Origin of the sequence: Leclercia sp. UBA1284 (genome assembly GCF_002308415.1) — a bacterium.
Classification (GTDB): domain Bacteria; phylum Pseudomonadota; class Gammaproteobacteria; order Enterobacterales; family Enterobacteriaceae; genus Enterobacter; species Enterobacter pneumoniae.
Genome location: NZ_DBUS01000006.1, coordinates 783,664 through 807,607 on the forward strand (window position 1 = coordinate 783,664; position 23,944 = coordinate 807,607).

Genomic DNA, 23,944 nt, shown 5'->3' on the forward strand with positions numbered 1-23,944 from the left:
AATCGTGGTGAACAGAAATGCCCCTCTTTGGAGGGGCATTGGCTATTAACTGTCCTGCCCGACAACCTCCCCCTGGGGGACGGCTGCCGCCCGTCGGCTTAACAGCGCATTCAACAGAATTGCGCCGAAGGTCGCGGTGCCAATGCCGCCCAGAGTAAAGCCACCCAGCGACAGGGCAAAATCTCCCGCCCCCAGTACCAGCGTCACCGCCACCATGATCAGATTCCCGTTCTGACTCAGATCGACATGGTTTTGCACCCAGATGCGCGCTCCCGCCACGGCAATCAGGCCAAACACCACGATCGAGGCACCGCCAATCACCGGAGCAGGAATGGTGTGGATCAGCGCGCCAAACTTCGGCGAGAAGCCCAGCAGCAGGGCAATTACCGCCGCGGCCACAAACACCAGCGTAGAGTAGACTTTGGTCACCGCCATCACGCCGATGTTCTCGGCATAGGTGGTCACGCCGCTGCCGCCCACCGAGCCTGAAAGCAGGGTCGCCAGTCCGTCACCGACAAAGGCGCGGCCCATGTACGGGTCCATATTGCGCCCGGTCATCCCCGCCACCGCCTTCAGGTGGCCCAGGTTTTCCGCCACCAGGATCACTGCCACCGGGGCAATCAGCATCATCGCCTGGCCGCTAAACGTGGGGGAGGTGAGCTGCGGCACACCAAACCAGGCGGCGTTGTGTACCAGCGTAAAATCCACCGGTTTCCCCAGCCCGAGCAGGTTAGTGACCAGCGCATAGAGCAGGCAGGCGATGATCAATCCCACCAGAATCAAAAGCCGTTGCACCATGCCGCGGGTAAAGACCGCGACCAGGCCAATGCACAGCACCGTCATCACCGCCATCCAGCTATCAAATGCCGAGCCAGAGACCCCTTTCACCGCAATCGGCGCCAGGTTAAGGCCAATGGCCATCACCACCGCCCCCGTGACCACCGGCGGCATGAGCCGTTCTATCCAGCGGGTACCGCTTTTCATCACGATCAGCCCAATCAGGGTATAGACTGCCCCGCAGGCGATAATTCCCCCCAGCGCCACGCTGAGATTGGGGTTTACCCCCTGGCCGCTAAAGCCGGTGGCAGCAATCACCACCCCCACAAAGGCCGCGCTGGAGCCGAGATAGCTTGGCACCCGCCCCCCGGTTATCAGAAAGAACAGCAGGGTGCCGACGCCTGACATCAGGATCGATAAGTTCGGATCCAGCCCCATCAGGATGGGCATCAGCACCGTGGCACCAAACATCGCCACCGCGTGCTGCACCCCCATTACGGCGGTCTGAGGATACGAGAGTCGTTCATCCGGCGCGACCACGCCGCTACCCGTAGAGGTCGATTTCAACTGCCAGTGGGGAAAACCGAACATTGCCATGAGCAAACTCCTTCAGGAGGGTTAACAGGCTGGTCGCATAAGTGCGTGATAGCCGCGATCAAACCACACCAGCCCCTGCGGCGCGGGGTGGCACGTAATAGCCACAATGCTACAAAACAGAATGTCGTGGGTGCCCACGCTCACCACCTGGCTAATGTGGCAATCGAACGACACCAGCGCCTCTTCCAGCCGCGGGCAGCCGGTCTCCCCCCTCTGCCAGCGGGCGGCGGCGAAACGCTCCACCATCGGCGTTTTGCCGCCAAACAGATTAGAGAGCGGTTCTTGTCCGGCGCTCAGGGTATTCACGCACAGGGTGCGGTTTTCGCTAAAAGTGGGCCACACCGAGGCCCCCCGGTTCAGGCACACCAGCAGGGTCGGCGGCTCGTCAGTGACGCTACACACCGCACTGGCGGTAAAGCCCGCCTGTCCGGCAGGACCGTCAGTGGTGATGATATTCACCGCCGCCCCCATGCAGGCCATGGCGTCGCGAAAGGTCTGTTTATCAGGAAGGGTCATGATGGCTCCTTACGCCAGCCCGCAGGCGTCTTCAAAGGTGAGGCGCGGCAGGCGGGCATACACTTTGCTGGCATCGCCATAGCCGATGTTAACGAGCAGATTGCTCTTGAGAGGGGTGCCGGTGAAAAAGGCGGCGTCCACCTTCTCACGGTCGAAGCCGGACATCGGCCCGGTATCCAGCCCCAGCGCCCGGCAGGCGAAAATGAGATAGGCCGCCTGCATGGCGCTATTACGGAACGCCGTCTCCTCGGCCAGCGCCGGGCTTGAGGTAAACCAGCTTCGCGCATCGCCGTGCGGAAACAGCGCAGGCAGGCGATCATAGAACGTGCTGTCCCAGGCGACGATGGCCGTCACCGGAGCGGTAAGCGTCTTTTCCAGGTTGCCGCTGGAGAGCGCGGGGCGCAGCTTCTCTTTGCCCTCCGGCGTACGGATAAACACGAAGCGCGCCGGAGAACAGTTAGCGGAGGTCGGCCCCCATTTCAGCAGCGCATAGATCTCGCGCAGGGTCTCGTCGCTCACCGGCTGGGGCAGCCAGCCGTTGTGCGTGCGCGCCTGGGTAAACAGCGTATTGATTGCGGTGGGGTTGAGTGCTTCGCTCATTTCGACTCCTTAAAAAACGGGTTCGGATCTGTGTAGCAGGCTGGCCAGCCCGTTCAGCAGCAGGGTGTTAAAGGACTCGGGTTCGGTGACATTGCAGGCGTGGCCGCCATGGCGCATCACCACCTTTGTGCTGCGGGGCAGGGCCGCATGCAGCGCTGTGGAACAGACGGTCGGCACCAGCAGATCGTCGGCAGAACAGATCACCTGCACCGGGCAGGCAACGCACGCAGCCTGAAGGCTAAAATCGGCTGCCTTGAGGGCAGCGAGCCTGCGCAGCAGATTGGTTTTGCCCTGGAAGTGGGCCAGTGCCAGCGCCTCTTCCGCCTCCATACGGGGCGCACGGGCGGCCATCCAGTCTGCCGGGTAGAGAAACAGCGGCTGGGCCTCGACCCACGCCTGAGCACCGCCCGCATGCAGGAGCCGCTCGCGAATCTGGAAGCAGCGTCGGGTGTGGGGATTAAGCGTCAGCCAGCCGTTGATACAGACCAGCGCGCTCACGGCCTCAGGCGAGTCGATGGCCAGTTGCAGCCCCACCAGGGCGCCCAGCGCGTGACCCACTACGGCATAGCGTGAGATGCCCGCTGTTAAAAGCGCCTCGTGCAGTTCCCGGGCCATCTGTGCCAGGGAGTAATCCTCGGGCAGCGTCGCGGTATTGCTACCCGTGCCGCGCTGGTCGTAGCAGACCACCTGATACTCCTGCTCCAGCGCGGCGAGCTGAGGCAGCCAGTAGCTGGCGCTGCCCCCGAGCCCCGAAATCATTACCACGACTGGCGCGCCCGCCCAGGGCGGCGGTGAGACGGAGAGTTTCATCAGTCCCTCACTTAGCGATATGCGCAACAGAGGCGATCTCAACCAGCGCTTCCGGCTTCACCAGTCCGCACTGAATGCAGAATCGCGCCGGCTTATCGCCGGGGAAGAACTCCGCGTAAATTTCGTTAATCGCGGCGTAGTTTTTCCAGTCGGTGATAAAGATGCTGTTGAAGGTCACATCCTCCAGGGTGCCACCCGCCGTCTCGATAACGCTTTTGATGGTCTCGAGCACGTGGCGGGTTTGCCCCTTTGGGTCGTCGGGATAGACCACGTTATTCTGCTTATCAAACGGCAGGGTACCGGAGACATAGACCACGCCATCGGCAAGGGTGCCCGGCACAAACGGGGCGATGGGGGTGCTGGTGCCTGGCGGGATAATGACGGATTTAGGCATGGCGTGACTCCTCAGGCGATACGGGCAAGTGTGGCGGATGAAAGGGCATGGCAGAAGCTTTCGACATCGCTGACCCAACCAAAAAAGGTTTCGATATTGAACAGCGCGGCCTCTTGCGCAAATGCAGGGCCCGCCTGGTGGGTCGCGTCCTCCAGCACAACGCCGAAATATTCGAGGAAAAAGCCGTCGCGCAGGGTCGACTCCACGCAGACGTTGGTCGCGATTCCGGTAAAGACCAGATGACGAATGCCCCGGCTACGCAGGATGCTGTCCAGCGGGGTGTTGAAAAAGCCGCTATAGCGCGGTTTTGGCAACACGATATCGCCGGGCTGAGGCACCAGCTCATCCACGAGCTGGTAATCCCAGCTCCCTTTTGCCAGCAGCTTGCCCTGCAGTTCAGGCCGTTTGCGCATGGTTTTCAGGGCGTTCGATTTGTGGTAGTTGGGGGAGCCGGGGCCTCCCGCCTCGACGTACTGCTCATCCCAGCCGTTCTGGAACCAGATGATCAGCATCCCCGCTTCTCGTGCGGCGGTGACGGCGGTATGAATGTTCTCAATTACAGGCCGGGTGGTGGAGACGTCAAATCCGGCCAGATCGAGATAGCCTCCCGGGGTGGCATAGGCGTTCTGCATATCCACCACAATCAGGGCACTCTGCTGCGGCGCAAAGGTAATCGCCTCCGGGCGTGCAGGTAAGGTTGTCATTACGCGACCTCCCGGGTGGTAGCCGGGACATTCGCCCGACACTGCATCAAGGGCTGAATGCGTTCCCCGAAGGCCTCGATGCCCATCAGAAAATCGTCAAAGGTAAGCAACACCCCTTCGGCACCCGGAACGCTGGCAACCTCGTCGAGCATTTTCGCTACGCTGGCGTAAGAGCCAACTAGCGTGCCCATATTGATATTCACCGCTGAGGTGGGGTCGGCCATCTGGCGCACATTGGTGTCGGTGCCGGAGCGGGTGTCTTTCTGGCTCTGCTCGGTGAGCCAGCTCAGAGCCTCTTCGTCTGCCCCTGCTTTATAGTGTTCCCACTTCGCCCGTGCAGCCTCGTCGGTTTCGTCAGCAATCACCATAAACAGGACGTAAGAACCCACGTGGCGCCCGGTTTTCTCCGCCGCCTGCTGCATGCGAGCGGCCGTCGGCGCGAAGGCACTCGGGGTATTGACCCCTTTGCCGAAGCAGAAGTTAACGTCCGCATGCTCGGCGGAGAAGGCCATGCCCGCATCGCTCTGTCCGGCGCAGATCACCTTCATTGGCACCTGCGGCTGCGGGCTGACGCGACAGTCGTTCATGGTGAAGTAGTCGCCCTTGAAATCGCTTTTCCCCGTGCCCCACAGGTCGCGCAGGACGGTGACATATTCGGTCAGGTAGTCGTAACGTTTTGAGAAGTACTCGTCGCCCGGCCAGAGCCCCATCTGCTCATATTCGGGCTTCTGCCAGCCGGTGACCAGATTCACGCCAAAGCGTCCACCGGAGATAGAGTCGATGGTTGAGGCCATCCGCGCCACAATGGCCGGCGGCAGCGTCAGGGTCGCGGCGGTCGCGTAAATCTGGATGCGGGTGGTCACCGCCGCAAGGCCCGCCATCAGCGTGAAGGAGTCCATGTTGTGATCCCAGAACTCGGTTTTACCGCCAAAACCGCGCAGCTTGATCATCGAGAGGGCAAAATCAAAATGGTAGTGCTCTGCCTTTTGCACAATCGCTTTGTTCAGCTCAAAGGTCGGCAGGTACTGGGGGGCATGGGTGGAGATCAGCCAGCCGTTGTTGCCGATAGGGACAAATACGCCAATTTTCATCACAAACCTCTCTTACTCTGTGTGGGGTGAAAGTCAGACGTGGCGCTGCATCCTGCATCTCCTCTTCAGCCGCGTACTCCTGTTTTGCAAAGGCGATGCCAGTTTTGAAAAGGTTAATGTTATTAGTGTGTTAAAAGTAAGTTGATAAAAAAGGCATTTGAAAAGTGGACTAAACGGTCAAAAAGTCTGCACATAAATCAGGCAGTCATGCGCGATCGCGGTGCAGAATATCGTGTCATGTCAGGGGTTTTGCTATGCTGTTGGCAAAGAAAAAGGAGTGAGCACATGGCACAAGGCGCAGTGAAGGGCACCGGTAAGCGGTCGCAGGCGGTGAGCGCAAAGAAAGCGGCGATTCTGGCGGCGGCGCTTGAGACCTTTTCCCAGTTTGGCATCCACGGTACTCGTCTCGAACAGGTCGCTGAGCTGGCGGGGGTGTCGAAAACGAATCTGCTCTATTACTACCCGTCTAAAGAGGTGCTGTACGTAGCGGTATTACGCCAAATTCTTGACGTCTGGCTGGCACCGCTGAAGGCGTTTCGCGAGGAGTTCACTCCGCTGGTGGCCATCTCGGAGTACATTCGCCTGAAACTGGAAGTGTCGCGTGACTACCCGCAGGCTTCCCGGCTTTTCTGTCTGGAGATGTTGCAGGGCGCTCCGCTGCTAAAAGAAGAGCTGACCGGGGGCGTGAAAGCGCTGGTGGATGAAAAATCGGCGATTATTGCGGGCTGGGTGGCCAGCGGCAAACTGGCGGCGGTGGATCCGCACCATCTGATCTTTATGATCTGGGCCGCGACCCAGCACTATGCTGACTTCTCGGCGCAGGTAGAGGCGGTGACGGGCAAGACCTTACAGGATGAGGCGTTCTTCCAGCGCACCGCCGAAAACGTGCAGCGGATGATTATTGAAGGGATCCGCGTGCGTTAGTTGGCCGGGGGAAGCGGGCAGCTCAAATCGCCCTCTTCACACTGCATCAGGCTGGCGAGCATGGCTTCGCGCTCGCTGGTCTTCTCGGTAAGGCACTGATTGACGATCATGGGCTGTACGGAGCCGCCCTCGGTGCCAGAGCCGATAAAGGCGCAGTCAGCGTCGCGCAATTTAATCCACGCAAGTTGGGCGTTTTTCAGCAACCCTTGCTGAGCGCCAGCCGCACGCTTCATTGCTGCCTGGTATGTCTGGTTCAACTTACTATCCGCCTCCTGATACTGTTTTGCCGTGCAGATATTCAGATCCAGTTGCGTCGTCGCGTTTGCGCACTCATCCGCCAGCGCACTGGCGCTTAACAGCAACGCGGTGCCGGCGATCAGTAAAGATTTCATGTTTTCTCCCAGGGCCTAAAACGAAAAAAGCTCCGTTACCGGAGCTTTTATTAGCATAGCGTTAACCGATTGTCATCAGGCTTGCGTTGCCCCCGGCGGCGGCGGTGTTGACGCTGAGCGAACGCTCAACGTACAGACGCTCCAGTAGCAGATTCGTTTCACCGCGGGCGAAGCCCTGCACCGAAACAATCGCCCCTTCGCGGGCCGCAACCTCTTCGCAGAGTTCACGCAGCTGGTCAGAGTCGCCGTGATAAATCACCGCATCGAACGGCTGGCGGGCCAGCTCCTCTTGTTTTGCAAAGTGGATCCGCTCGCTGACCGCCTTAGGCAGCTGTTTAGCCAGGTCGCGGTGCAGGCCATCTTCTGGCCACAGCACTTCACAACCCGTTGCCAGCGCACCGGCCAGCTGGACCAGGGCATCCTGCTCGTTATCCGCCACACAGAGCACACGCTCACGCGGCATCAGCGTCCAGGTATTGCGCTCGCCGGTTGGTCCCGGAAGCAGACGCTGCGTACCGGCCTGCGCCAGCTCGCCATATTGTAGGCACAGGGCATGCAGTTCCGGGCGTTTCTCTGCCCAGGCTGCCAGCGCCTCTAGCGGACGGGTAAGGACGGTTTTCACCTGGGTGTCCACCGCGTACTGCGCATCCTGACGCGCCAGGGTTACACCCAGTGCGTTCTCCGGGCGGTTCGCCAGCAGACGATAAAGGTACATTGGACCACCGGCTTTCGGACCGGTGCCCGACAGGCCTTCACCGCCAAACGGCTGCACGCCGACCACGGCACCGACCATGTTGCGGTTGACGTACAGGTTGCCCACTTTGGCGCTGCCCGTCACCTGCGCGATGGTTTCGTCGATACGGGTATGCACGCCGAGAGTCAGACCGTAGCCGGAGGCGTTGATCTGTTCAATCAGCGCGGCAAGGTTATTACGGCTGTAGCGCACCACGTGCAGCACCGGGCCGAAGACCTCTTTTTTCAGCTCATCGAAGCTGGCGAGCTCAATCAGGGTCGGTGCCACGAAGGTACCGGTTTTCCACTCACGGGCGTCGTCACTATTTTCACGGACGGCCTGGTAGACCGGGCGGCCTTTAGCACGCATCGCCTGAATGTGATTTTCAATGTTGGCTTTCGCTTCGGCATCGATGACCGGCCCGATATCGGTGGTGAGACGACCCGGGTTGCCCATGCGGCACTCGGCCATCGCACCACGCAACATTTTCAGCGTATGGTCGGCAATGTCGTCCTGCAGGCAGAGAACACGCAGGGCGGAGCAGCGCTGACCCGCGCTGTCGAAGGCGGAGGAGAGCACGTCTACCACCACCTGTTCGGTCAGGGCAGAAGAGTCGACAATCATGGCGTTCATGCCGCCGGTTTCCGCAATCAGCGGCGTTGGGCGGCCCTGTGCGTCAAGACGGGTAGCAATGTTGCATTGCAGCATCGAGGCCACTTCAGTGGAGCCGGTAAACATCACGCCGCGCACCCGGGTGTCGGCGGTGAGCTGAGCACCGACGGTTTCACCGCGTCCCGGCAACAGCTGCACCACGCCCGGCGGCACGCCCGCTTCCAGCAGAATAGAGATGCCCTGAGCCGCAATCAGCGGGGTTTGCTCAGCCGGTTTTGCCAGGACGCTATTGCCTGCGGCAAGCGCGGCGGCAATCTGTCCGGCGAAGATCGCCAGCGGGAAGTTCCACGGGCTGATACAGACGACCGGCCCCAGAGGACGGTGCGTTTCGTTATCGAAATCATCGCGCACCTGACCTGCATAGTAGTGCAGGAAATCGACCGCCTCACGCACTTCGGCGATGGCATTACTGAAGCTCTTGCCCGCTTCGCGCACCAGGATGCCAATCAGCTGCTGCATCTGGTCTTCCATCAGCACCGCGGCGCGCTCCAGAATAGCGGCACGTTCCTGCGGCGGGGTGGCGAACCAGATTGGGGCATTATTCACTGCGCTATCCAGCGCCTGGTTAACTTCCTCTTCGGTGGCTTCACGCACATAGCCAACAATATCTTTTGGCTCTGCCGGGTTGAGCACCGGCTGCATATCACCGTCAGCCACCGGCTGTTCGAGGATCGGTTTGGCCTGCCATTTATGCAGGGCGCTGTTGAGCAGGGAAGAGGAGAGGGAGGCCAGACGGTGTTCGTTCGCCAGGTCCAGACCCGCGGAGTTGACGCGACCTTCGCCGTACAGATCGCGCGGCAGGGCAATTTTCGGATGCGGCAGGCCAACCTGACCCTCCTGCGCGGCCATCTTCTCTACCGCCTGTACCGGATCGGCCACCAGCTCATCCAGCGGCAGGGTGGTATCGGCGATACGGTTAACGAAGGAGGTATTAGCACCGTTTTCCAGCAGACGACGAACCAGATACGCCAGCAGCGTTTCGTGGGTGCCGACCGGAGCATAAATGCGGCATGGACGGTTGAGTTTCCCTTCCGCCACTTTACCGGTGACCTGCTCGTACAGAGGCTCACCCATACCGTGCAGACACTGGAACTCATACTGACCCGGGTAGTAGTTCTGCCCCGCCAGCTGATAAATCGCCGCCAGCGTGTGCGCGTTGTGGGTCGCAAACTGCGGGTAGATCAGATTGGGCACGCCAAGCAATTTTTTCGCACAGGCAAGGTAAGAGACATCGGTATACACCTTGCGGGTATAAACCGGATAGCCTTCCAGCCCTTCCATCTGGGCACGTTTGATTTCGCTATCCCAGTAGGCGCCTTTCACCAGACGGATCATCAGGCGGCGACGGCTGCGCGAGGCCAGGTCAATCAGGTAATCAATGACGAACGGACAGCGTTTCTGATAGGCCTGAATAACAAAGCCGATCCCGTTCCAGCCCGCCAGCTCTGGCTCAAAGCACAGTTTTTCCAGCAAATCTAATGAGATCTCCAGACGATCGGCCTCTTCGGCGTCGATGTTAATGCCGATGTCATACTGCCGCGCCAGCAGAGTCAGGGATTTCAGACGGGGATAGAGCTCTTCCATTACGCGGTCGTACTGCGCGCGGCTGTAGCGCGGGTGCAGCGCCGAAAGCTTAATCGAGATACCCGGGCCTTCATAAATGCCGCGCCCGTTGGAGGCTTTACCGATGGCGTGGATCGCCTGCTGATAAGAGACCATATAGGCCTGCGCATCGGCGGCGGTCAGGGCCGCTTCGCCCAGCATATCGTAGGAGTAGCGGAAGCCTTTATCTTCCAGCTTGCGGGCGTTCGCCAGTGCTTCGGCGATGGTTTCGCCGGTCACAAACTGCTCGCCCATCAGGCGCATCGCCATATCCACGCCTTTGCGGATCAGCGGTTCGCCGCTTTTACCGATAATACGGTTAAGGGAGCGGGAGAGGCTGGCTTCGTTGTGGGTAGAGACCAGGCGACCGGTAAACAGCAGACCCCAGGTGGCGGCATTAACAAACAGCGACGGGCTACGGCCAATGTGTGACTGCCAGTTGCCGTTGCTGATTTTGTCGCGGATCAGGGCATCGCGGGTGGCTTTGTCCGGAATACGCAGCAGCGCTTCGGCCAGGCACATCAGGGCGACACCCTCCTGAGAGGAGAGGGAGAACTCCTGCAGCAGGCTCTGCACCATGCCGGCACGGCCGCTGGCGGTTTTCTGATTACGCAGCTTCTCGGCCAGCTGGTATGCCAGGTTATGCGCCTGCGTCGCGATCGGCTCGGGCAGGCGGGCCTGCTCCAGCAGCATTGGCACGGCGTCGGTCTCTGCACGGCGGTAAGCGGCAGTGATGGCGGCACGGCTGACAGACTGCGGCAGGATCTGCTCGGCGAACTCCAGGAAGGGCTGATAGCTCTCTTCCGCTGCGTCGGCCGTCTCGTCGCCCTCGTTAGCCGCGCCGTTCAGCAGGGCTGGCAGCTCCGGTAACCCCTCTTCGCTCTCCAGTCGCTCCAGATAATTAAAAATGGCCTGCTTAATTAACCAGTGCGGCGTGCGGTCAATGCGGGTCGCCGCGCTCTTAATCCGTTCGCGGGTTGCGTCATCCAGCTTAACCCCCATGGTGGTCATGCCCATGCCAAAACTCCTGTTGTTCTTTAATGATGTTCTAACGTTTCGAGAAATATCCACCATGTTGCAACTTTGTGCAACCGTGTTAATTGTGACAGGGCTTGCAAGCTTAAAAATGAATGGATTGTTAACGACTGGTTAGCTGAAGAAAGAGGTAGCCGGCGGCGGCTAAGGCCCGTTTTTATGCGGTGCTTAACACTTTTAAAAGGTGCAACCCGTAAAAGCGTGAGCGAGTGCAACCTATAGGAAAGACCTATAAATTCTGGGATGAATTCGGTGTAAATGCAGTGTTAAATCGTTTGTGTGCGAGCACTGCTTACGGCAGGATACGCGCGGCCAACAGAAATAGAGATCATCATCACGTTCCGATGATGCAATAACAAGACAATCCGGATGATTGTCGCAGAACATTTGCGGAGTAGTTATATGGCAATAAGCACACCGATGCTGGTGACCTTCATCGTTTATATTTTTGGCATGATCCTTATTGGCTTCCTGGCCTGGCGATCTACCAATAGCTTTGATGATTATATTTTAGGTGGCCGCAGTTTAGGGCCGATGGTGACAGCACTCTCAGCGGGCGCCTCCGACATGAGCGGCTGGCTGCTGATGGGCCTGCCGGGTGCCATCTTCATCTCTGGTATTTCAGAAAGCTGGATCGCGATTGGTTTGACCGTCGGGGCCTGGATCAACTGGAAACTGGTGGCGGGCCGTCTGCGCGTGCATACCGAAGCCAACAATAATGCGCTAACCCTGCCGGACTACTTCACTGGCCGCTTCGAAGATAACAGCCGCGTGCTGCGCATCATCTCGGCGGTGGTGATTTTAGTGTTCTTCACCATCTATTGCGCTTCCGGCATTGTGGCCGGTGCGCGTCTGTTTGAAAGCACCTTCGGTATGAGCTATGAAACCGCGCTGTGGGCCGGTGCCGCAGCGACCATCCTCTATACTTTTGTAGGCGGGTTCCTGGCCGTCAGCTGGACAGACACCGTGCAGGCGAGCCTGATGATCTTCGCCCTGATCCTGACGCCGGTCATTGTGATTATCACCGTGGGTGGGTTTGGCGATTCGCTGGAAGTGATTAAGCAAAAAAGCATTGAAAACGTCGATATGCTGAAAGGGCTTAACTTCGTCGCTATCGTCTCCCTGATGGGCTGGGGGCTGGGCTATTTCGGTCAGCCACACATTCTGGCGCGCTTTATGGCGGCGGATTCTCACCACACCATCGTGCATGCGCGTCGTATCAGCATGACCTGGATGATTCTCTGCCTGGCGGGTGCCTGTGCAGTAGGCTTCTTCGGTATCGCTTACTTCAATAACAATCCGGCGCAGGCGGGCGCGGTGAACCAGAACGCCGAGCGCGTATTCATTGAGCTGGCGCAGATCCTCTTTAACCCATGGATCGCCGGGATTTTACTGTCCGCTATTCTGGCCGCGGTGATGTCCACCCTGAGCTGCCAGCTGCTAGTCTGCTCCAGCGCCATTACTGAAGATCTCTATAAGGCTTTCCTGCGTAAAGGGGCAAGTCAGAAAGAGCTGGTATGGGTAGGGCGCTTTATGGTGCTGGTGGTGGCGCTTATTGCCATTGCGCTGGCGGCAAATCCGGATAACCGCGTACTGGGTCTGGTGAGCTACGCCTGGGCGGGCTTTGGTGCCGCTTTCGGCCCGGTAGTCCTCTTCTCCGTACTCTGGTCGCGTATGACCCGTAACGGCGCGCTGGCGGGGATGATCATCGGTGCGGTTACCGTTATCGTCTGGAAACAGTTCGCCTGGCTGGGCCTGTACGAAATCATCCCGGGCTTTATCTTCGCCAGCCTGGGTATTGTGATCTTTAGCTTGCTGGGCAAAGCGCCATCTGCGGCCATGCAGAAACGCTTTGCTGAAGCGGATGCCCATTACCACACGGCACCGCCGGTTAAGCTGCAGGCGGAATAAGCCTGACGCACGCTCTCTAAGCCGGGTACGCCCGGCTTTTTTATTGCTAAATTTTCTGATTTACGTTGATATCTCGGGGCTTATAACAATGAGGATAGCAACCATGATATTTAAAACAGGGTTAATGGCAGGCACACTTTTACTGCTGGCTGGCTGCAGCGCACCGTCGCAACACGCGGCGGTAGCGGAATGTAAAGCCGATAACCAGATGCAGCAAACCACGCTCTATTTCGGGCTTAACCGCCCGGCAGGGGCAGAGATTACCGGTGCGGAGTGGCAACAGTTTGTCGACCAGGATGTTACCCCACGTTTTCGTGATGGCTTAACGGTGTTTGATGCACGTGGGCAATGGCTGGGGAACGACGGGAAAGTGGCGCGGGAGCCGAGCAAGGCGCTGATGCTGATACACGGTAAAGACGCGCAGAGTGAGAAAAATATTGAGGCACTGCGGGGGATTTATAAATCACGCTTCGCCCAGGAGTCAGTGATGCGTATTGACCAGCCGGTGTGCGTCCAGTTTTAACGAAAAACGGCGGGATACCCCGCCGTCAAGATTTACAGCACCAGGCCGGCAAAGCTCGCCGAGAGCAAGCTCACCAGCGTCGCACCGTAGACCAGGCGCAGACCGAAGCGTGATACCACGTTGCCCTGCTGCTCGTTCAGCCCTTTTATTGCCCCGGCGACGATACCGATAGAGGCAAAGTTGGCGAACGAAACCAGGAATACCGACAAAATGCCCAGCCCGCGCGGCGTCATCTCTGCGGCAATTTTTTGCAGCTCGATCATCGCCACAAATTCGTTTGCCACCAGCTTGGTGGCCATAATACCGCCTGCGTGCAACGCATCGCTAAGCGGGATGCCTACCAGCCATGCCAGAGGATAGAACACATAGCCCAGGATCTGCTGGAAGCTTAAACCAAAGATGCTGGAGAAGAGGGCGTTGACGGCGCTAATCAGTGCAATAAAGCCAATTAGCATCGCCAGAATAATCATCGCCACTTTAAAGCCGGCCAGAATATACTCTCCGAGCATTTCGAAGAAACTCTGGGATTCGTGCATTTTCTCCAGCTTAATATCCGGCTCAGCTTCCGGGCGCGTTGGGTTAATGACCGACAGAATGATAAAGGTGCTGAACATATTCAGAATCAGCGCCGCCACCACATATTTGGCCTCCAGCATCGTCATATAGGCGCCCACGATCGAGAGCGAGACGGTCGACATGGCCGTGGCTGCCATCGTGAACAGACGACGGGAGGAGAGATCGCCTAACACCCCTTTATAAGCAATGAAGTTTTCTGATTGGCCGAGCGTAAGGGAGCTGATCGCGTTGAACGACTCCAGCTTACCCATGCCGTTCACTTTTGCCAGCGCGCTACCAAGCAGGCGAATAAAGATCGGCAGAATGCGCCAGTGTTGCAATATCCCAATCAGGGCGGAGATAAAGACGATGGGGCAGAGCACGCCAAGGAAGATAAAGGCCAGCCCTTTGTCACCCATACCGCCAAAGACAAAGTTGGTGCCCTCGGCGGCATATTTCAGCAGCGTTTCAAAGAAGCCCGAAACATATTTAATAATGAACAGGCCGCTTTCGGCATGCAGGAAAAAGAACGCCAGTGCTATTTCGATCACGATGAGCTGTAAAATATAGCGGATACGAATTTTACGGCGATCGAAACTGACCAGCCACGCCAGCGCCAGGATAACCACCAGGGCCAGCAGGAAGTGCAAAATAGTAGACATATTTAATAATCAGCAGGTTTTCGAGGCGCACATTTAGCCACAGCCGCGTTTAAGGGTAAATGGACTTTTATTCATGAGCTTATAAAGCCGTTAGTTAACAGGGTAATGATTACCCTGCAAGGGGTTTACATCCTGTCATTAAAACGCCGCATATTTCGCTTGTATTTCTGCATGCCGTAATGATAATCACTATCACAAGAATTTACCTTTCTTTGCATCAATTGACGGCGATAAACATTTAAGGTGTCGGCATGTTTGTTCCATTTCTCATTATGTTACGTGAAGGCCTTGAAGCGGCCTTAATTGTCAGTCTTATCGCCAGTTACCTGAAACGCACCCAACGCGGGCGCTGGATTGGGGTGATGTGGATTGGGGTTTTCCTCGCCGCAGCGCTCTGCCTGGGGCTGGGCATTGCCATCAACGAAACCACCGGCGAGTTTCCGCAAAAAGAGCAGGAGTTATTCGAAGGCATTGTGGCGGTAATTGCCGTGGTCATCCTCACCTGGATGGTGTTCTGGATGCGTAAAGTGTCCCGTAACGTCAAAGTTCAGCTGGAGCAGGCGGTCGATAGCGCCCTGCAGAAAGGCAATCATCACGGCTGGGCGCTGATCATGATGGTCTTTTTCGCCGTCGCCCGCGAAGGGCTGGAGTCGGTCTTTTTCCTGCTGGCGGCATTCCAGCAGGACGTAGGTATCTGGCCACCGCTCGGCGCGGTACTGGGGCTGGCGACCGCCGTGGTGCTCGGTTTTCTTCTCTACTGGGGCGGCGTGCGTCTCAACCTCGGCGCTTTTTTCAAATGGACCAGCCTGTTTATCCTGCTGGTGGCCGCCGGGCTGGCAGCGGGCGCTATCCGCGCTTTCCACGAGGCCGGGCTGTGGAATCACTTCCAGGATGTGGCTTTTGACCTGAGCACTATCCTCTCTACCCACTCACTGGCGGGAACGCTCCTCGAAGGCATCTTCGGTTATCAGGAGACGCCGAGCGTCAGCGAAGTGGCGATCTATTTTATCTATCTTATTCCGGCGCTGGTGCTGTTTTTCATGCCATCACGCCCCAGCACGCAACCGACGCGGACTGCGCTGTAACGTGCTTTGTTTAGTTACAACATACTTATTAACGGGAAGGGTCATGGCTATTCAATTTCGTCGTACCACGTTACAGGCAGGTATTGCCGCGCTGTTGTCCTCTGCGTTTTATGTGCAGGCTGCCGATATTCCACAGGTGAAAGTCACCGTCAATGACAAGCAGTGTGAGCCGATGACCCTCACGGTCAACAGCGGCAAGACACAGTTCCTCATTCAGAACCATAGCCAGAAAGCGCTGGAGTGGGAGATCCTGAAAGGGGTGATGGTTGTGGAAGAGCGTGAGAACATTGCCCCAGGCTTTAGCCAGAAGATGACGGCCAACCTGGAGCCGGGTGAGTATGAGATGACCTGTGGCCTGCTGACTAACCCGAAAGGCAAGCTGATTGTTAAAGGCGGTGCCACTGCCGAGGCGGCGAAAGGGGAGGCCTTGCTGAGCCTGGGCGACGCCATCACCGCTTACAAAGCTTATGTGACGAAAGAGACCGCCGACCTGGTCGCCGGGACCAAAGCCTTCACCGATGCGGTGAAAGCGGGCGATATCGAAAAGGCCAAATCGCTGTATGCGCCGACCCGTCAGCATTACGAACGTATTGAACCTATCGCTGAGCTCTTCTCCGACCTCGACGGCAGCATCGACGCCCGTGAAGATGATTACGAGCAAAAAGCGGCCGATCCGAAATTCACCGGCTTCCACCGTCTGGAAAAGGCACTGTTTGGCGATAACAGCACTAAAGGGATGGAGCACTATGCCGATCAACTCAATAGCGATGTGCTGGAGCTGCAAAAACGCATCAGCGAGCTGGCATTCCCGCCCTCTAAAGTTGTGGGCGGCGCGGCAGGCCTGATTGAAGAAGTTGCGGCCAGCAAAATCAGCGGTGAAGAAGATCGTTACAGCCATACCGACCTCTGGGACTTCCAGGCGAACGTGGAAGGCGCGCAGAAGATTGTCGACCTGCTGCGTCCTCAACTGCAAAAAGAGAACAGCGCGCTCCTGACGAAGGTGGATGCCAACTTCAAAAAAGTGAACACCATTCTGGCGAAATACCGCACCAAAGACGGTTACGAGACCTATGAAAAGCTGACCGAGGCGGATCGTAATGCCCTGAAAGGACCGATTACTACTCTGGCGGAAGATCTGGCTCAACTGCGCGGCGTGCTGGGTCTGGATTAAGCATCATGAACAAGCACGATGAGTACGACGTTGCCCAGCCTTCGCGGCGTCGGTTGTTAAAAGGGGTCGGCGCGCTTGGCGGCGCGCTCGCTCTGGCAGGGGGTTGCCCGGTAGCGCATGCGGCAAAACCGCAAAGCGCGCCGGGGACGCTCTCCCCGGATGCACGCATGGAGACGCAGCCGTTCTTCGGTAAACATCAGGCGGGTATTCTTACGCCGCAGCAGGCATCGATGATGCTGGTGGCTTTTGATGTTCTGGCCAGCGATAAAGCCGATTTGGAGCGTCTGTTCCGGCTGTTAACGGCCCGTATCGACTTCCTGACGACGGGCGGCCCGGCCCCCGATACCCAGAATACACGCCTGCCGCCCATGGATTCCGGTATTCTGGGGGCCTATATTGCCCCGGATAATCTGACCATTACCGTCTCGCTGGGCGAGTCGCTGTTTGATGCACGCTTTGGTTTGCAAAAGCTGAAGCCTAAGGCGCTGCAGAAAATGGCGCGCTTCCCGAATGATTCGCTGGATGCCGCCCTCTGTCATGGTGATGTCCTGCTGCAAATTTGCGCCAACACCCAGGACACGGTGATCCACGCGTTGCGCGATGTGATCAAACATACTCCGGACCTGCTGAGCGTGCGCTGGAAGCGGGAAGGGTTTATCTCCGATCACGCGGCGCGCAGTAAAGGCAAAGAGACGCCGGTTAACCTGCTCGGTTTTAAAGACGGGACTGCCAACCCCGACAGCAGCGACAATGTGCTGATGAACGAGGTGGTATGGGTCACAGCGGATCAGGGCGAACCGGCCTGGGCCGTAGGCGGCAGCTATCAGGCGGTGCGTATCATTCAGTTCCATGTGGAGTTCTGGGATCGTACGCCGCTGAAAGAGCAGCAGACCATCTTTGGTCGCGATAAACAGAGCGGGGCGCCGCTGGGAATGAAAAACGAGCACGATGTGCCGGACTACGCCCGCGATCCCGACGGGGAGACTATCGCCCTCGATAGTCATATTCGTCTCGCCAATCCTCGCACCAAAGAGACCGCCTCCAGCCTGATGATGCGCAGGGGATACAGTTATTCGCTGGGCGTGACCAACTCGGGGCAACTGGACATGGGGCTGTTGTTTGTCTGTTATCAGCACGACCTGAATAAAGGCTTTTTAACCGTACAAAAGCGGCTAAATGGCGAAGCGCTGGAAGAGTATGTGAAGCCCATTGGCGGCGGCTATTTCTTCGCCTTACCGGGCGCCCTGGATAAAAATCACTACCTCGCTCAGGGTTTACTCGAAGCCTGAATAACTCTCCCGCATCGTGGTGCGGGAGAGCTTTTTTACTATGATCTTCCTGATGTTATTATTTTGTAATAATTCTGAATGACACTGTGGTCTGCTGCAGGGTGACTCTGAAAGTTGCATTCAGGTAAAATAAATGTTGCATTTGTTTTAAATCCTGATGTACTTATTCTAAGAAAGCGGTAAATCCCGGCAGTGATGTCTTTCACTATGGAGATCGCGAATGGTAGGGTCCTGTACTGGACAAGGTAAACGCAATAACCGCAGCACCCGACGCGGAGGCTTAGACTCCGACAACGATTTCTTCACCACAAAAAACGCCCCCACCAACGTAAATCATGATTTTTCCCACGTGCCGAACGGTGCGCGTAGCCGTTCGGCAATGTCCAACAACCAGGCAAGCTATGGCTTAAAAGGAAGCCAAACCTCAGATGTTTGTGCGCATAATCGCGCCGGCAACGGCGTGTGTGATGAATACCAACAACTCAAGGTGCTATCCATGGGAAGACAAAAAGCAGTGATCAAAGCTCGTCGTGAAGCAAAACGTGTGCTGAGACGAGATTCACGCAGCCATAAACAGCGTGAAGAAGAATCGGTCACCTCGCTTGTGCAGATGAGTGGCGTTGAAGCAATTGGCATGGCAAGGGACAGCCGTGATCTTACTCCTGTTGTGGCACGCAATGACGCTCAGGCGCAGTACCTGAATGCTATTGAGAGAAAATCGCTTATCTTTGCAACTGGCGAAGCCGGATGCGGTAAAACCTGGATAAGCGCCGCCAAAGCGGCGGAGGCTCTGATCCATAAGGACGTAGACAAGATAATTGTTACTCGTCCTGTGCTGCAGGCCGATGAAGACCTGGGCTTCCTGCCAGGCGATATCTCGGAGAAGTTTGCGCCTTACTTCCGGCCGGTTTACGACGTGCTCGTTAAACGGTTGGGCGCTTCCTTTATGCAGTACTGCCTACGACCAGAAATTGGCAAGGTAGAAATCGCGCCGTTCGCCTATATGCGCGGACGTACATTTGAAAATGCGGTTGTGATTCTCGACGAGGCTCAGAACGTGACCGCTGCGCAAATGAAGATGTTTTTAACGCGCCTCGGGGAGAACGTGACGGTCATCGTTAACGGTGATATTACGCAGTGCGATTTGCCGGCGGGCGTTCCGTCGGGATTAAGCGATGCGCTGGCACGTTTTGAGGAAGATGAGATGGTGGGTATTGTCCGCTTCACAAAAGACGATTGCGTACGATCGGCTTTGTGTCAGCGAACGCTGAATGCGTATTACTGAGTTCGCTGTTCTGTTCAAGGCCCGGGAAACCGGGCTTTGTTTTTTTGGGAGGGGGATAATGAGAACCCCCGCTGGGGTGCAAGATACGAAAAAAAGCCCGTACTTTCGTACGAGCTCTTTCTCAAATATGGCGGTGAGGGGGGGATTGACTCGCTGCGCTCGCCCTACGGGCAGATTCCTCGCAGGCTCGTCATATGTCCAACTGGCTGCGCCAGTTGTCGAACCCCGGTCGGGGGTTCTCATCCCCCCCTGGCGGAGAATATAAAAGAAAAAAGCCCGTACTTGCGTACGAGCTCTTTCTCAAAATATGGCGGTGAGGGGGGGATTGACTCGCTGCGCTCGCCCTACGGGCAGCCTGTTCGCTTCGCTCCCAGTCTGTCCAACTGGCTGCGCCAGTTGTCGAACCCCGGTCGGGAGTTCTCATCCCCCCGCAGGCGTGCAATATGCGAAAAAAAAGCCCGTACTTGCGTACGAGCTCTTTCTCAAATATGGCGGTGAGGGGGGGATTCGAACCCCCGATACGTTGCCGTATACACACTTTCCAGGCGTGCTCCTTCAGCCACTCGGACACCTCACCATATTGTCATCCCGTTGTTGCTGGGACGGGCGCTAATGTAAGGAAAACCCGAACGGTCGTCAACTCACTTTTTCAGTAATTTAGCGCGTTCATACAAACTTCAAGCAATATGATTCCTAATTGTTCTGAAAGCGCCTCTTTTATCAGCAACGCAGCAGCCGCATTTATTTGTTATGCTGGCAATCCAGTTGAAAATGAAAATAAAACAGCGCAGAAAAGCAGGAGAATTTATGGATATCATCTTTTATCACCCTACATTTGATACCGCTTATTGGCTTAATGCCCTTTCAGCAGCATTGCCGGGCGCGCGGGTTCGCGAGTGGAAGCGGGGAGATAAGGATCATGCGGATTACGCCCTGGTCTGGCATCCACCCGTCGAAATGCTCCAGGGACGCGATCTGAAAGCAGTATTTGCACTCGGCGCCGGCGTTGATTCGATTCTCAGCAAGCTGAAAGCCCATCCAGAGATGTTGCCTGAACATATCCCCCTGTTCCGCCTGGAAGATACCGGGATGGGCGAGCAGATGCAGGAGTACGCCGTGAGCCAGGTATTGCACTGGTTCCGCCGATTCGATGATTATCAGGCCTTCAAGTTACAGGCGCACTGGGAACCGTTAGCGGATTATCAGCGTGAAGACTTTACCATTGGGATTCTGGGGGCGGGCGTGCTGGGCTCGAAAGTTGCCGAAGCGCTGGCACCCTGGGGATTCCCGCTGCGCTGCTGGAGTCGCAGTCGTAAAGAGTTCCCAGGCGTAACCAGCTATGCCGGTGTGGAAGAGCTGCCAGATTTCCTCAAAGAGACCCGCGTGCTCATAAACCTGCTGCCCAATACGGCAGAGACGGCGGGCATTATCAATGGGGCGCTGCTCAGACAACTGCCCGATCAAAGTTATCTCATCAACCTGGCTCGCGGCGTGCACGTGGTTGAACCCGACCTGCTGGCTGCCCTCGAGAGCGGTAAACTGAAAGGGGCCATGCTGGATGTCTACAGTAAAGAGCCGCTGCCGCCTGAAAGCCCGCTCTGGGCGCATCCGCGCGTGGCCATGACGCCGCATATTGCCGCCGTCACGCGTCCGGCAGAAGCCGTCGATTATATTGCCCGCACCATCACACAGCTGGAAGCGGGAAAACCCGTCAGCGGACAGGTAGACCGCCAGCGCGGTTACTGAGTTAAACCCGGCGTTTGCCGGGTTTTTGCTAATATTCGCAGACGATAACTGCTATCCTTTGGGAAAGATGAGAGGAGAGAATGATGTATCCCGTTGACCTGCACATGCACACTGTCGCCAGCACCCACGCCTACAGCAACCTTCATGACTACATCGCACAAGCAAAGCTTAAGAACATCAAACTCTTTGCGATTACCGATCACGGCCCTGATATGGCAGATGCTCCGCACTATTGGCACTTTGTGAATATGCGTATCTGGCCACGCCTGGTAGACGGCGTCGGGATCCTGCGCGGCATTGAGGCGAATATCAAAAACACCCAGGGTGAGATTGACTGTACCGGCCCGATGCTCACCTCTCTGGATCTGATTCTGGCCGGGTTCCATGAACCGGTATTTGCCCCTCAGGATCAGGCCACAAATACCGAGGCGATGATTGCCACCATTGCCAGCGGCAATGTGCATATCATCAGCCATCCGGGCAATCCAAAATATCCTATCGACATTAAGGCAGTGGCGCAGGCCGCGGCCGAACACCGCGTGGCGCTGGAGATCAACAACTCGTCATTCGTTCACTCGCGTAAGGGCAGTGAGGCGAACTGCCGGGCTGTCGCGGCGGCGGTACGAGACGCCGGAGGGATGGTGGCGCTGGGTTCCGACTCCCACACCGCGTTCACGCTGGGTGATTTTAGCGAGTGCCGTAAAATCCTCGACGAGGTCGACTTCCCGGAAGATCAGATTCTGAACGTGACGCCTCGACGCATGCTCGACTTCCTGGCGTCGCGGGGGATGGAACCTATCCCTGAATTTGCTGAATTTTAACTGTGTAATGGACTAAATAAATGAATGAGTTTTCCATCCTCTGCCGCGTGCTGGGCTCTTTGTACTACCGTCAGCCTCAGGATCCGCTGCTGGTGCCGCTCTTCACCCTGATTCGTGAAGGCAAACTGGCGCAGAGCTGGCCGCTGGAGCAGGATGAGCAGTTACAGCGTCTGCAGAATAGTTGCGATATGCAGCAAATTGCCGCAGATTACAACGCTCTGTTTGTTGGCGAGGAGTGCCGTGTGTCACCTTATCGTTCCGCCTGGGAAGAGGGGGCAACAGAGGCCGAGGTACGGGCTTTTCTTTCAGAGCGCGGCATGCCCCTGTCTGATACGCCGGCGGATCACATCGGTACCTTGCTGCTGGCAGCATCGTGGATTGAAGATCATGCCGGGGACGACGAAAACGAGGCGCTTGAAACGCTCTTTGCGGATTACCTTCTGCCGTGGTGTGACACCTTCCTGGGGAAAGTTGAAGCCCATGCGGCCTCTCCATTCTGGCGGACCATGGCTCCCTTAACCCGTGACGCTATCGCAGCCATGTGGGATGAACTTCAGGAAGAGAACGAAGAGTGATTTACGTCACATAAATAATGTAACGGTGAATCTCATTTTACATATTATGTGCTTCTGATCGCATTTCACCGGCGCGTATCTGCTAAGATGCGCGCCATGAACATACTCCTTTCTATCGCAATCACGACAGGCATCCTCTCCGGTATCTGGGGGTGGGTAGCCGTCTCATTAGGGCTACTGAGCTGGGCCGGTTTCCTGGGATGCACGGCCTATTTCGCCTGCCCGCAGGGCGGACTTAAGGGGCTCTTTATCTCCGGCTGCACCCTGATGAGCGGTGTTGCATGGGCGTTGATTATCATTCACGGCAGCGCGCTGGCACCGCATATGGAGCTGGCAGGCTACGTTATGACCGGTATAGTGGCGTTTCTGATGTGCATACAGGCAAAACATCTGCTGCTTTCGTTCGTACCGGGCACCTTTATCGGCGCGTGCGCTACCTTTGCAGGGCAGGGAGACTGGGCGCTGGTGGTGCCGTCTCTACTGCTGGGGCTGGTATTTGGGTATGCCATGAAAAATAGCGGGCTGTGGATTGCCGCCAGGCGAGAGCGATCGCAACGCGTTGCGGCGCTAAATGAATAAAAAAGGCGAGACATCTGTCTCGCCTTTTTTGATGCGCCATTAGCAATCAGGATTCCGGCGGTACCGACATCTGACGGTATTTAACCAGGATATCGTTTTTCACATCATTTTTATTCTGCAGATCCCATAAACCACGATCGATACCGTCGTTAATCAGGAAAATAACCCCTGTCTCGATAGCAGACATCAGGCAGAGCATGACCGGTTCATTCGAGGTGTAGCCAATTTCACCCTCAAGCAGGCGCTGGTAATCAATAAAGCGGAAGACCCCTGCCTGAACCTCATAAGAGAGGATCGTTTTGCTGGTGGTGACCGAAGATAAGATCTCACCCGTGCTAACGTTAATAACACGAAGGTTAACCGCTATCTGATCCAGCTGGTACTGGGTATCGCCGCCGATACCAAAATACCGGGCCCCCACGCCGCCAGATTTCACGTTACTTTCGTAACCAATAATCGAACCTTCCACCATGACGTTTGCTGCAGTTAACGACTCGAGCGGAACACGGTTATTGATGGCAACGGTTCCGTTCTCCTGTGCGGCACGAATAATCTTACGTTCGTTCAGCAGGTTTTGCAGTCCCTGACGTTCCAGCGGCACAAACCAGCGAGAATCTTTTAACGCCGTCACCAGCATTGCCGTGGCGCTTTGCGGTACTGCAGTAGAGAAGTTACTCGCCGGGTAAGGTTTGAATTGTCCGGTCTCATCCTGGATGTTATAGACCGAGACGAAAACTTTCCCGGTCGGCATCGGCAGATGCGTTAAATCACGATAACTTTGGGCCCGAGGCATTAATGTCGGTTTTGCGGCTTCTTTAGGTGGAGCAGTTAAACAACCGCTCAATAAGCACACTGCAACAAGTAACAGTAAGCGCTGCATGATTATTGTCCTTAT

General features: G+C 56.8%; 22 protein-coding genes, 1 tRNA gene and 2 other RNA genes. 11 read left to right on the top strand and 14 right to left on the bottom strand.

All coding sequences use genetic code 11. The features are described 5' to 3' along the window. Nucleotides 1-45: 45 nt before the first annotated feature. Genes rutG through rutA form a run of 7 tightly spaced genes read right to left on the bottom strand, consistent with a single transcriptional unit; the run spans nt 46 to nt 5,489 of the window. Entirely contained in the window at nt 46-1,374 is a 1,329-nt protein-coding gene (gene rutG, locus B3511_RS06885) for a pyrimidine utilization transport protein G (protein WP_286777835.1), read from the bottom strand. Nucleotides 1,375-1,395: 21 nt separating this feature from the next. Next, nucleotides 1,396-1,890, bottom strand: coding sequence for an NADH-dependent FMN reductase RutF (rutF, locus tag B3511_RS06890; protein WP_040076233.1), 495 nt, complete (start codon nt 1,888-1,890; stop codon nt 1,396-1,398). Nucleotides 1,891-1,899: 9 nt separating this feature from the next. Then, nucleotides 1,900-2,490, bottom strand: coding sequence for a malonic semialdehyde reductase (locus B3511_RS06895; protein ID WP_212477595.1), 591 nt, complete (start codon nt 2,488-2,490; stop codon nt 1,900-1,902). Nucleotides 2,491-2,499: 9 nt separating this feature from the next. Next, nucleotides 2,500-3,300, bottom strand: coding sequence for a pyrimidine utilization protein D (rutD, locus tag B3511_RS06900; RefSeq protein ID WP_286777838.1), 801 nt, complete (start codon nt 3,298-3,300; stop codon nt 2,500-2,502). Between the two features lie 7 nt (nt 3,301-3,307). Then, nucleotides 3,308-3,694 carry a pyrimidine utilization protein C gene (rutC, locus tag B3511_RS06905; RefSeq protein WP_040076230.1) on the bottom strand — a complete coding sequence of 129 codons (387 nt, stop codon included), beginning with the start codon at nt 3,692-3,694 and terminating at the stop codon, nt 3,308-3,310. Nucleotides 3,695-3,705: 11 nt separating this feature from the next. After that, a complete protein-coding gene (gene rutB / locus B3511_RS06910; RefSeq protein WP_286777840.1) occupies nt 3,706-4,398 on the bottom strand; it encodes a pyrimidine utilization protein B in 693 nt (230 codons plus the stop codon). After that, nucleotides 4,398-5,489 (bottom strand): pyrimidine utilization protein A, encoded by a 1,092-nt coding sequence (rutA, locus tag B3511_RS06915; protein ID WP_286777842.1) that lies wholly within the window; start codon nt 5,487-5,489, stop codon nt 4,398-4,400. Before rutA ends, rutB begins: the two co-directional genes overlap by 1 nt. A 285-nt stretch (nt 5,490-5,774) precedes the next feature. Here rutA and rutR point away from each other — a divergent pair, with 285 nt between their 5' ends. After that, nucleotides 5,775-6,413 carry an HTH-type transcriptional regulator RutR gene (gene rutR / locus B3511_RS06920; protein ID WP_040076226.1) on the top strand — a complete coding sequence of 213 codons (639 nt, stop codon included), beginning with the start codon at nt 5,775-5,777 and terminating at the stop codon, nt 6,411-6,413. On the opposite strand, the gene B3511_RS06925 is transcribed toward rutR, so the two are convergent. Next, the gene (locus B3511_RS06925) at nt 6,410-6,805 is read right to left on the bottom strand and encodes a lysozyme inhibitor LprI family protein (protein ID WP_040076225.1); all 396 of its coding nucleotides are present in this window, start codon (nt 6,803-6,805) and stop codon (nt 6,410-6,412) included. The genes rutR and B3511_RS06925 overlap by 4 nt on opposite strands. A 61-nt stretch (nt 6,806-6,866) precedes the next feature. Beyond that, entirely contained in the window at nt 6,867-10,829 is a 3,963-nt protein-coding gene (putA, locus tag B3511_RS06930; protein WP_286777844.1) for a trifunctional transcriptional regulator/proline dehydrogenase/L-glutamate gamma-semialdehyde dehydrogenase, read from the bottom strand. A 420-nt stretch (nt 10,830-11,249) separates the two neighbouring features. Here putA and putP point away from each other — a divergent pair, with 420 nt between their 5' ends. Continuing rightward, nucleotides 11,250-12,758 carry a sodium/proline symporter PutP gene (putP, locus tag B3511_RS06935; RefSeq protein ID WP_207293447.1) on the top strand — a complete coding sequence of 503 codons (1,509 nt, stop codon included), beginning with the start codon at nt 11,250-11,252 and terminating at the stop codon, nt 12,756-12,758. A 103-nt stretch (nt 12,759-12,861) separates the two neighbouring features. Continuing rightward, entirely contained in the window at nt 12,862-13,281 is a 420-nt protein-coding gene (locus B3511_RS06940) for a DUF3574 domain-containing protein (protein ID WP_286777846.1), read from the top strand. Between the two features lie 32 nt (nt 13,282-13,313). Here the strand turns inward: B3511_RS06940 and B3511_RS06945 are convergent, their stop codons facing one another. Further along, nucleotides 13,314-14,498 (bottom strand): NupC/NupG family nucleoside CNT transporter, encoded by a 1,185-nt coding sequence (locus B3511_RS06945; protein ID WP_046886632.1) that lies wholly within the window; start codon nt 14,496-14,498, stop codon nt 13,314-13,316. 251 nt (nt 14,499-14,749) lie between these two features. On the opposite strand from B3511_RS06945, the gene efeU reads away from it, so the two are divergent. The 4 genes from efeU (at nt 14,750) to phoH (ending at nt 19,328) form a co-directional block, all read left to right on the top strand. Next, the gene (gene efeU / locus B3511_RS06950) at nt 14,750-15,583 is read left to right on the top strand and encodes an iron uptake transporter permease EfeU (RefSeq protein ID WP_046886631.1); all 834 of its coding nucleotides are present in this window, start codon (nt 14,750-14,752) and stop codon (nt 15,581-15,583) included. A gap of 43 nt (nt 15,584-15,626) precedes the next feature. Then, nucleotides 15,627-16,754: an iron uptake system protein EfeO gene (gene efeO, locus B3511_RS06955; RefSeq protein ID WP_286777847.1), complete on the top strand. Its 1,128-nt coding sequence runs from the start codon at nt 15,627-15,629 to the stop codon at nt 16,752-16,754. A gap of 5 nt (nt 16,755-16,759) precedes the next feature. After that, nucleotides 16,760-18,043 (top strand): iron uptake transporter deferrochelatase/peroxidase subunit, encoded by a 1,284-nt coding sequence (efeB, locus tag B3511_RS06960; protein ID WP_233803838.1) that lies wholly within the window; start codon nt 16,760-16,762, stop codon nt 18,041-18,043. Between the two features lie 496 nt (nt 18,044-18,539). Continuing rightward, the gene (phoH, locus tag B3511_RS06965) at nt 18,540-19,328 is read left to right on the top strand and encodes a phosphate starvation-inducible protein PhoH (protein WP_040078532.1); all 789 of its coding nucleotides are present in this window, start codon (nt 18,540-18,542) and stop codon (nt 19,326-19,328) included. A gap of 128 nt (nt 19,329-19,456) precedes the next feature. Here phoH and B3511_RS06970 read toward each other — a convergent pair. The 3 genes from B3511_RS06970 to B3511_RS06975 all read right to left on the bottom strand — a co-directional run bounded on the left by B3511_RS06970 (nt 19,457) and on the right by B3511_RS06975 (nt 19,905). Next, nucleotides 19,457-19,592, bottom strand: a non-coding RNA gene (locus tag B3511_RS06970) — RtT sRNA. Nucleotides 19,593-19,636: 44 nt separating this feature from the next. Next, nucleotides 19,637-19,773, bottom strand: a non-coding RNA gene (locus B3511_RS20715) — RtT sRNA. A 44-nt stretch (nt 19,774-19,817) separates the two neighbouring features. Continuing rightward, nucleotides 19,818-19,905: transfer RNA gene (locus B3511_RS06975), tRNA-Ser, on the bottom strand. Between the two features lie 230 nt (nt 19,906-20,135). Here B3511_RS06975 and ghrA point away from each other — a divergent pair. From ghrA to B3511_RS06995, 4 genes are all read left to right on the top strand, one after another. Then, nucleotides 20,136-21,074, top strand: coding sequence for a glyoxylate/hydroxypyruvate reductase GhrA (gene ghrA, locus B3511_RS06980; RefSeq protein ID WP_286777848.1), 939 nt, complete (start codon nt 20,136-20,138; stop codon nt 21,072-21,074). Between the two features lie 83 nt (nt 21,075-21,157). Further along, on the top strand, nt 21,158-21,895 hold the full coding sequence (locus tag B3511_RS06985; protein ID WP_286783338.1) for a phosphatase: 738 nt from the start codon (nt 21,158-21,160) through the stop codon (nt 21,893-21,895). 20 nt (nt 21,896-21,915) lie between these two features. After that, nucleotides 21,916-22,470 (top strand): TorD/DmsD family molecular chaperone, encoded by a 555-nt coding sequence (locus B3511_RS06990; RefSeq protein ID WP_040076213.1) that lies wholly within the window; start codon nt 21,916-21,918, stop codon nt 22,468-22,470. 96 nt (nt 22,471-22,566) lie between these two features. Further along, nucleotides 22,567-23,049: a DUF1097 domain-containing protein gene (locus tag B3511_RS06995; protein WP_207293454.1), complete on the top strand. Its 483-nt coding sequence runs from the start codon at nt 22,567-22,569 to the stop codon at nt 23,047-23,049. A 46-nt stretch (nt 23,050-23,095) separates the two neighbouring features. On the opposite strand, the gene csgG is transcribed toward B3511_RS06995, so the two are convergent. Beyond that, on the bottom strand, nt 23,096-23,929 hold the full coding sequence (csgG, locus tag B3511_RS07000) for a curli production assembly/transport protein CsgG (RefSeq protein WP_040076211.1): 834 nt from the start codon (nt 23,927-23,929) through the stop codon (nt 23,096-23,098). Between the last annotated feature and the right edge of the window lie 15 nt (nt 23,930-23,944).